An 8,285-nucleotide genomic window follows, 5' to 3' on the forward strand; every position below is an offset into this window, starting at 1 on the left:
GGCGGTCCGCTGCCCGGCGACCTGCCCGGCGACCTGCCCGGACGGCTGCGTCTCCCGCACGAACGGCCCTATCCCGCGCTGCTCCACCGCCGCCAGCCATGCCGCCCTGGCCTGCGCGGCGCCTGCCGGCAGCGCCTGGTGCGCCCGGAGGGTGCGCAGCGCCGCCACGCAGAAGGTCACGGCGCCGGTGGCGAGCCCGGTGACCACGGCGGCGCCGGCCGACAGCCCATGGCCGAGGTCGAGGCCGAAGGAGACCACCGCGGCCACGATCGCGGCCAGCCCGGGAACCGAACCGGGCGCCATCGCGGACACGTTGGAGGCGGCCCGGCCCTCGCGCAGCGCCGCGCGGTAGGCGGCGTACTCCTCCGGGGCGGCGCCCGCCAGGTCGTCCAGCTGCTTCCGGCCGCGCGCGAGCAGCGCCCGCGTATCGCCCGTGGCGCTACCGGCGCCGGTGCCCCGCTCGGTCACCGCCCGCCGCAGCAGCCGCTCCACCTCGGCCCGGTCCGCCGCCCGCAACGCGATCCGCGACTCCGCCACATGCCCTCCCCTTACCGCCGGCCCCCGTGGTGAACGACACTCCACGGGTAGTAGGAGGTTCCCGTACCGGGCCCGCCTCAACCCCCCGTTGCCGGTGCGCCGTTGACAACCGCCCGGAGCGGACCCCGCGACGCCGACGGCGGGACCGCGCCGCGGCGGGTACGGGCGTGCGCGCACGGTCCGGGCCGGCCGTCGTCAACCACCTTGTGGCACAAGGCCGTTGACGACGCCGCGGAGCGGAAGGTCACCTCTCGGTCCGCGTCCCCGCGCCGGAGCCTGGTCCCGCGCCGGAGCCTGTTCGCGCACCGGAGTCCGTTCCCGCGCCGGAGCCTGTTCCCGGCCCCGGTCCTGGTCCCGTTTCCGCCGTCGTGTCCGCGTCAGCGTCCGCCTCCCCGTCGGGATCGCCGCCGGCCACCGCGTCCCCGCCCGCCTCCGCCGCTCGCCGCAGCAGCAGCGCCCGTTCGGCGTTGTTCCGGGTCGACCCGGCGGCCCGGGCGAACTCCGCGCGCGCCTCGGCCGTACGCCCCAGCCGCAGCAGCAGGTCCGCCCGTACCGACGGCAGCAGGTGGTAGCCCGCGAGCGCACCCGAGGCCGCGAGCGCGTCGGCGATCTCCAGACCCGCGGCCGGGCCCCGCGCCATGCCGACCGCCACCGCGCGGTTCAGCTCGACCACGGGGGAGCCGGTCCGCGCGGCCAGCATCCGGTACAGCCCGGCGATCCGGTCCCAGTCGGTGTCCGCCACGTCGAGCGCGCTCGCGTGGCAGGCGGCGATCGCGCCCTGGAGCGCGTACGGCCCCGGCGCCACGCCCCGCTCCCGCGCCGCGGCGTTCGCCCGGGCCAGCGCGGCGAACCCGCGGCGCACCAGCAGCATGTCCCAGCGCCCCCGGTCCTGGTCGCCCAGCAGCACCGGCTCGGCGCCACCGCGCGCGGCCGACCGGGACGCCTGGATCTCCAGCAGCGCGGCGAGCCCGTGCACCTCCGGCTCGGCCGGCATCAGCCCCGCCAGTACCCGGGCCAGCCGCAGCGCGTCCTCGCACAGCGCGGGCCGCGTCCAGTCGTCGCCGGCGGTCGCGGAGTAGCCCTCGTTGAAGACCAGGTAGACGACCTCGAGCACCGACGCGAGGCGCTGCGCCCGCTCCGGCCCGTCCGGCACCTCGAACGGCACCCGCTCCTTCGCCAGGGTCCGCTTGGCCCGGACGATCCTCTGGGCCACCGTCGGCTCCGCGACCAGGTACGCGCGGGCGATCTCGTCCGTGGTCAGGCCGCCCACCAGCCGCAGCGTCAACGCGACCCGCGCCTCGCGGGACAGCACCGGGTGGCACGCGGTGAACACCAGCCGCAGCAGGTCGTCCTCGATCGCCTCCGGGTCCTCCGCCCGCGCGAACGCCTCCTCGACGTCCGCGGGACCCGGCCCGGTCTCCTGCTCGCGGGCCAGCAGCCGCAGCTTGCGGGCGAACGTCTCGTCCCGGCGGATCTGGTCGATCGCCCGCCGCTTGGCGGTGGTCATCAGCCACGCGCCCGGGTTGCGTGGTACCCCCTCGCGCGGCCACTGCTCCAGCGCGGCGACCAGCGCGTCCTGGGCCAGCTCCTCCGCCGTGTCCAGGTCCCGCACCAGCCGGGCCAGCCCGGCCACCAGCCGCGGGGACTCGATCCGCCACACCGCGGCCACGGTCCGATGCGTGTCCCGGCCGGGGGCTTCCTCTCCTCCCGGGCCGTGGCCGTCCGGTCCCGGGTCCGTACGGGACTGCCCGTGCCCGCCCACCGCTGCCCGCGCCTGCCTCTCGTCGTCCGTCACACCGCCCCATCACAGCAGCCGGGGGGCGCCCGCGCACAGCAGGCGCCCCCCGACGCGCGGATCGCGCTACTGCGGTTCCACGATCTGCCGGATCTCCGACGACAGCTCCCACTCGTCGTCGTGCACCGCCAGGAAACGGGACGCCCACTCCAGGGCCTCCTCCTGCGACTTCACCTGCACGACGCAGTAGCCGCCGATGATCTCCTTGGCCTCGGTGAACGGGCCGTCCAGCACGGTCTGCTTCCCGCCGGACAGGCGGATCACGGTGCTCTCCTCGACCGGCCGCAGGCCCCCGGTGTCCAGCAGCACCCCGGCCTTGGCCATCTCGTCGACGAGCTTGCCCATCTCCGTCATCATCTCCGCGCTCGGCCCCGCCGCGGGCGCCTTCGAGGGGTCCATCTTGACCAGCATCATGTAACGCATCTCGTGCTCCTTCGATCCGTCCGGAGAGTCTCCGGCCGCGGGACTTCTTCCCGCTCCCACCAGTGCGTCGAGCGGGCCGAGCCGGAATCGACACGGCCGCCGAAGTTTTTTTCCGGGCGGTCGTCGAAGGCCGGGCACGCGCCCGGAACCAGCTCCGGCGCGCCCGCGATCAGACCGCTTGGAGGTCGACCTCGACCGGGAACGGGGCGGCCGCCTTGATCACACCGGTGAACACGTCGCCCTCCCGGTAACGCCCGCTCGCCGCGTCCAGCACATACGTGTAGACCAGCGCCACGGTCGTCGGCGTCTGCTCGACCCGCCAGTAGAACGGAATGCCCGCGCGCGCGTACTGCGCCACCTTGACCACCCGGTCGGTGGTCTCCGAGCCGGGCGAGACGACCTCCACTGCGAGCAGTACGTGCTCCGGGCGGGTGGGGTTTTCGTCGAATGTGTCCGCCCGGTACACCACCACGTCGGGGCGCCGGTTGGTCAGGGGCACATCCTGGAGCCGCACATCGAAGTCGGTGTCCGCGTTCCACTCCGGGCCCGCGGCGGCGTCCAGGGCGTTCGCGATGATCCTGGCGACACGGCTGTGCCGAACGGATGCGCTCGGGCTCACGACGACCATGCCGTCCACCACTTCGATGCCCGCGCACTGCTCGGCGGACCACGAGTCGTACTGTTCGGCGGTGATCCGCTCGTGCATCCAGGCGGGTACGACCATCTCGGCACTCATCGTGTAACTACCGGTCCTCCTGGTCTCCGACGCCGTCCGACGGCAGTAGGCCCAGCGTAATGGCCGGGGACGCGTGATGGGTGATGCGTGACGGTGGGCCGTGGAGCGGCTGTCACGACACCTCCACGTCGGCGGGCGCGGACGGTCGTGGCGGCGTGAGAAAGTGGCCGGGTGAACCGACTTGGTGACTCGACGTCGCCCTATCTGCTTCAGCACGCGGACAACCCGGTGGACTGGTGGCCTTGGGGGGAGGACGCGTTCACCGCCGCCCGCAAGCGGGGTGTGCCGATGCTGCTGAGCGTGGGGTACAGCAGTTGCCACTGGTGCCATGTGATGGCCCACGAGTCGTTCGAGGACGAGGCGGTCGCCGCCTACCTGAACGAGCACTTCGTCGCGGTCAAGGTGGACCGCGAGGAGCGCCCGGACGTCGACGCGGTCTACATGGAGGCCGTGCAGGCCGCCACCGGCCAGGGCGGCTGGCCGATGACGGTGTTCCTCACCCCCGAGGGTGAACCGTTCTACTTCGGCACCTACTTCCCGCCCACCCCGCGCGGCGGCATGCCCGGGTTCCTGGAGGTGCTGGAGGGCGTGGTCGCCGCGTGGCGGGAGCGCCGCGAGGAGGTCGGCGAGGTGGCCGGCCGGATCGTACGCGAACTGTCCGAGCGGGCCGGGGCGTACGGCGACGCGTCCGGCGGCGTGGGCGAGAGCGAACTCGCCGGGGCGCTGCTCGGCCTGACCCGGGCGTACGACGCGACACACGGCGGCTTCGGCGGCGCGCCGAAGTTCCCGCCGTCGATGGCGCTGGAGTTCCTGCTGCGCCACCACTCCCGCACCGGCGCCGAGGGCGCCCTGCGGATGGTCCGCGACACCTGCGAGGCGATGGCCCGCGGCGGGATCTACGACCAACTCGCCGGCGGATTCGCCCGCTACAGCGTGGACCGCGAGTGGTGCGTGCCGCACTTCGAGAAGATGCTCTACGACAACGCGCTGCTCACCCGCGTGTACGCGCACCTGTGGCGGGCCACCGGCTCCGACCTCGCCCGCCGGATCGCCCTGGAGACCGCGGACTTCATGGTCGCCGAACTCGGTACGGCCGAGGGCGGGTTCGCCTCCGCGCTGGACGCCGACAGCGACGACGGCGCCGGCCACAGCGTCGAAGGCGCCTACTACGTATGGACGCCAGCCCAACTCGCCGCTGAACTCGGCACCGCCGACGGGGAGTTCGCGGCCGGCTACTTCGGGGTGACCGAGGGGGGCACCTTCGAGGAAGGCGCCTCGGTACTCCAACTCCCGCAGGGCAACGGCGTGGTGGACGCCGACCGGGTGGCGTCCGTACGAGACCGGCTGCTCACCGCCAGGGCGCGGCGGCCCCGGCCGGGCCGGGACGACAAGGTGGTCGCCGCCTGGACCGGGCTGGCCATCGCCGCGCTCGCCGAGACCGGTGCCTACTTCGACCGGCCCGACCTGGTGCAGGCCGCGGTCGACGCCGCCGACCTGCTGGTACGCGTCCACTTCGACCCCCACGGGCGGCTGCTGCGCACCTCCCGCGACGGCGCCCCGGGCGCCAACGCGGGCGTGCTGGAGGACTACGGCGACGTCGCCGAGGGGTTCCTCGCGCTGGCCTCCGCCACCGGGGAGGGCGTCTGGCTGGACTTCGCGGGGCTGCTGCTGGACGGGGTGCTCGCGCACTTCACCGCGCCCGACGGCACGCTCTACGACACCGCCGACGACGCCGAGGTGCTGATCCGCCGCCCGCAGGACCCGACCGACAACGCGGTGCCCTCCGGGTGGAACGCCGCGGCGGGTGCTCTGCTGTCGTATGCCGCCCACACCGGTTCCGAGCGGCACCGTACCGCGGCGGAACGCGCGCTCGGCGTGGTCGGGGCGCTGGCCGCCCGCGCGCCCCGCTTCGTCGGATGGGGGCTCGCCGTGGCCGAGGCGATGCTCGACGGGCCGCGTGAGGTGGCTGTCGTCGGGGCGGTCGGTGACCCTCTCACCGACGAGTTGCACCGCACCGCGCTGCTCGGCGCCGCACCCGGCGCCGTAGTGGCGATCGGGGAGGAAGGGTCGGAGGAGTTCCCGCTGCTGCGGGGGCGCCCGACCCGGGCAGGGCGCGCCGCCGCATACGTCTGCCGCCGCTTCGTCTGCGACGCCCCCACCTCCGACCCGCGCGCCCTGCGCTCCCAACTCCGAGGCGGCTCCTGACCCCCCGGTGCCCCGGTCCCGCGGGCACGGGGTGGTTCAGGTCGGCGGAATGTCGAGGCCTCGGCGGAGCAACCCGAGGGTGCGGTCGAGCAGCGCGATGATGTCCTCGGACCGGTGGTGCTCGATCCAGTACATCGTGGTCTCGTGGATCGCCCCGAAGACCGCCGTCGTGAAGACCCGGACCTCCAGGTCGTCCGCGGGCCGCCCGGTCCGCTCCGCGATGATGCCGCCGAGCAGCCGCCCGGTCGTGGACATCGACTCGTGCGCGCGGGCGCGGATCGCCGGCACGTCCCGGACCAGTTCCTCGCGCCGGACCAGTTCCTCGCGCGCCCGCGGGTCGGCGAGCATGCGCCCCAGCACCTCGTGCATGACGTGCCGTACGGAGGCCAGCGCCGGCTCGTCCATCGGTCGGGTGCGCAGTACCCCCGCCATGTCGTCGTCGTACTCGTCCGTGAGGACGATGTCCTCCTTGGTGGGGAAGTAGCGGAAGACGGTACTGGGCGACACGTCCGCCTCGGCGGCGATCTGGTCGATCGGCGTCGCGTCGTACCCCTGCTCGGCGAAGAGCCGGTACGCGGCCGTGCGGATGGCCTGCCGGGTTTTGACCTTCTTGCGTTCCCGCAGGCCGGGCGCGGGCACGTCGGTGGGGGTCGTACGAGGGCACATGCCGCTCATTGTCGGGCATCGGTGGCCCCGGGAGCCATGGGGGCGGGCGCGCCCTGCGGTACGTCCTGCCGTGCGTCCGGTGCGGTGGCCTGGCCGGATGCCCGGCCGGACGCGTTGTCCGCGGCCTTCCCGGATGCCTTGCCGGATACCTTGCCGGGGACCGCCGGCGTGCGCGTGTCGGGCAGGAAGACCGCGACGAGCGCGGCCGCGGCCAGTGCGGCGGCGCCGCAGACCACGATCGCCAGGTCCATGCCGTGGACGTAGGCCCGGTCCGCGGCGGCGGCGAGCGCGCGGTCGCCGAGCTTGGCGGCGACCTGGTGCGCGCCGACCACGGAGTCCCGTGCGGTGTGGGCCGCCGCGCCGGTCAGCCGGGTGGAGCCGAGCCGGTCGCGGTAGCCGGAAGCCAGCACGCTGCCGAGGATCGCGACGCCGACCGCGGAGCCGGTCTGCCGCAGCGTCTGGAGCAGCCCCGAGCCGCTGCCGGCCCGGTCGCGGGGGAGCGCGCCGAGCGCGCCGTCCATCGAGGGCACGATGGCCAGGCCGAAGCCGAGCCCGGCGATCGGCTGCCAGGTCGCGCAGGCGCCGTAGCCGTCGCCGCTGCCGGTGGTGGCCCCGAGGAAGGCGGCCGCGGCGAGCAGCAGCAGCCCGCCGGCGATCACCGGCCGGGGGCCGAACCGCCGTACCAGGCCGGCGCTGAGCCGGGCGGCGACCATCAGCCCGCCCATCATCGGCAGCAGCCGCAGGCCGGTGCCGAAGGCGTTGTAGCCCAACACGGTCTGGAGGTAGGACGGCAGCACGAAGAGCAGGCCGGTGAGGATGAAGCTGACCAGGGTCGCAGCCACCGCGTTCCACAGGAAGCCGCGCTGCCGCAGCAGCGACAGGTCGAGCATCGGCCGCGACACCCCGCGCTCGCGCAGCACCAGCGCGGCGATCAGCAGCACCGACCCGAGCAGCGAGCCCAGCACCAGCGGGTCGGCCCAGCCGCAGTCGGGGGCCTCGATGATGCCGTAGACCAGGGCGCCTAGGCCCGCGGCCGCGCACACGGTGCCGACCGGGTCCACCCGTGGCGCGGCCGGGTCGCGGGTCTCGGGGAGCAGCAGCACGCAGGCCACGATGCTGATCGCGACCAGCGGGATGTTGATCAGGAAGACCGAGCCCCACCAGAAGTGCTCCAGCAGCGCGCCGCCGATGATCGGGCCGAGCGGCATGCCGAGCGCCATCGAGGTGCTGGTGATGGCCACCGCCTTGGGCCGGTCGGCCGGGCCGAACAGCGACGGGATCACCGACAGCGCCAGCGGCATCACGAACGCCCCGCCCAGGCCCATCACGGTACGGGCCGCGATCACCGGCCCCGGGCTGTGCGCGAGGGTGCCGATCATCGAGCCGGCGAGGAACACGACCAGGCCGGCCACCAGCATCCGGCGCCGCCCGAACCGGTCGCCGAGCAGGCCCGCGGGCAGCATCGCGGCGGCGAAGACCACGGTGTACGAGTCCACGATCCACTGCAGGTCGCCGGTCCCGGCGTGGATCTGCCCGGCCATGCTCGGCAGCGCCACGTTGAGGATCGTCAGGTCGAAGCTGAGCACGAGGGTGCTGGCGACCAGCGCGCCGAGCGCGAGCCATCTCCTGGGGTCGGCGCCCGGCTCGTGGGTGTGGGGCGCTGCTGCGGAGGGTGTTGCGGACGGTGCCGACACGAGATCTCCCGCGAGTAGATGTCAAATGAGAGTGACTACTAAAAAATAGTAGCTGTCACTCCGGACATGCGAAAGCCCCGCACTCCCGTGGGCGGGGAGTTCGGGGCGTGGCGGGTGCGGCGGGTCGGTTCTGGGGGAGCCGATCTGGCAGGGAGGTGGTGGCCGGACCGGGTCCGGCTGGATCAGTTGTGGCTGTAGGCGACCAGCGAGATGCCGACGTAGTGGACGA

Annotated in this window: 6 protein-coding genes and 1 pseudogene; 1 reads left to right on the top strand and 6 read right to left on the bottom strand. The window is 74.1% G+C overall.

What is annotated here, in order from left to right; translation table 11 throughout:
* The 4 genes and pseudogenes from AC13HU_RS25355 to AC13HU_RS25370 all read right to left on the bottom strand — a co-directional run.
* A pseudogene (locus tag AC13HU_RS25355) lies at positions 1 to 537 on the bottom strand (hypothetical protein); the annotation flags it as partial.
* Positions 538 to 781: 244 nt separating this feature from the next.
* Positions 782 to 2,206 carry an RNA polymerase sigma factor gene (locus AC13HU_RS25360; protein WP_483044261.1) on the bottom strand — a complete coding sequence of 475 codons (1,425 nt, stop codon included), beginning with the start codon at positions 2,204 to 2,206 and terminating at the stop codon, positions 782 to 784.
* A 192-nt stretch (positions 2,207 to 2,398) separates the two neighbouring features.
* A complete protein-coding gene (locus AC13HU_RS25365) occupies positions 2,399 to 2,755 on the bottom strand; it encodes a YciI family protein (RefSeq protein ID WP_483044256.1) in 357 nt (118 codons plus the stop codon).
* Between the two features lie 169 nt (positions 2,756 to 2,924).
* On the bottom strand, positions 2,925 to 3,491 hold the full coding sequence (locus AC13HU_RS25370) for a Uma2 family endonuclease (protein WP_483044257.1): 567 nt from the start codon (positions 3,489 to 3,491) through the stop codon (positions 2,925 to 2,927).
* Between the two features lie 171 nt (positions 3,492 to 3,662).
* On the opposite strand from AC13HU_RS25370, the gene AC13HU_RS25375 reads away from it, so the two are divergent.
* Positions 3,663 to 5,696, top strand: a complete 2,034-nt coding sequence (locus AC13HU_RS25375) for a thioredoxin domain-containing protein (protein WP_483044258.1) — start codon at positions 3,663 to 3,665, stop codon at positions 5,694 to 5,696.
* A 36-nt stretch (positions 5,697 to 5,732) separates the two neighbouring features.
* Here AC13HU_RS25375 and AC13HU_RS25380 read toward each other — a convergent pair whose 3' ends face one another.
* On the bottom strand, positions 5,733 to 6,362 hold the full coding sequence (locus AC13HU_RS25380; protein ID WP_483044259.1) for a TetR/AcrR family transcriptional regulator: 630 nt from the start codon (positions 6,360 to 6,362) through the stop codon (positions 5,733 to 5,735).
* 5 nt (positions 6,363 to 6,367) lie between these two features.
* Positions 6,368 to 8,056, bottom strand: a complete 1,689-nt coding sequence (locus AC13HU_RS25385) for an MFS transporter (RefSeq protein WP_483044260.1) — start codon at positions 8,054 to 8,056, stop codon at positions 6,368 to 6,370.
* Positions 8,057 to 8,285: the final 229 nt, after the last annotated feature.

It is taken from the genome of Streptomyces sp. NH27 (assembly GCF_056859195.1).

Bases quoted from the DNA above. Each gene is read 5' to 3' on its own strand.
- AC13HU_RS25370 (WP_483044257.1), bottom strand. From the start codon at position 3,491: ATGAGTGCCGAGATGGTCGTACCCGCCTGGATGCACGAGCGGATCACC.
- AC13HU_RS25380 (WP_483044259.1), bottom strand. From the start codon at position 6,362: ATGTGCCCTCGTACGACCCCCACCGACGTGCCCGCGCCCGGCCTGCGG.
- AC13HU_RS25365 (WP_483044256.1), bottom strand. From the start codon at position 2,755: ATGCGTTACATGATGCTGGTCAAGATGGACCCCTCGAAGGCGCCCGCG.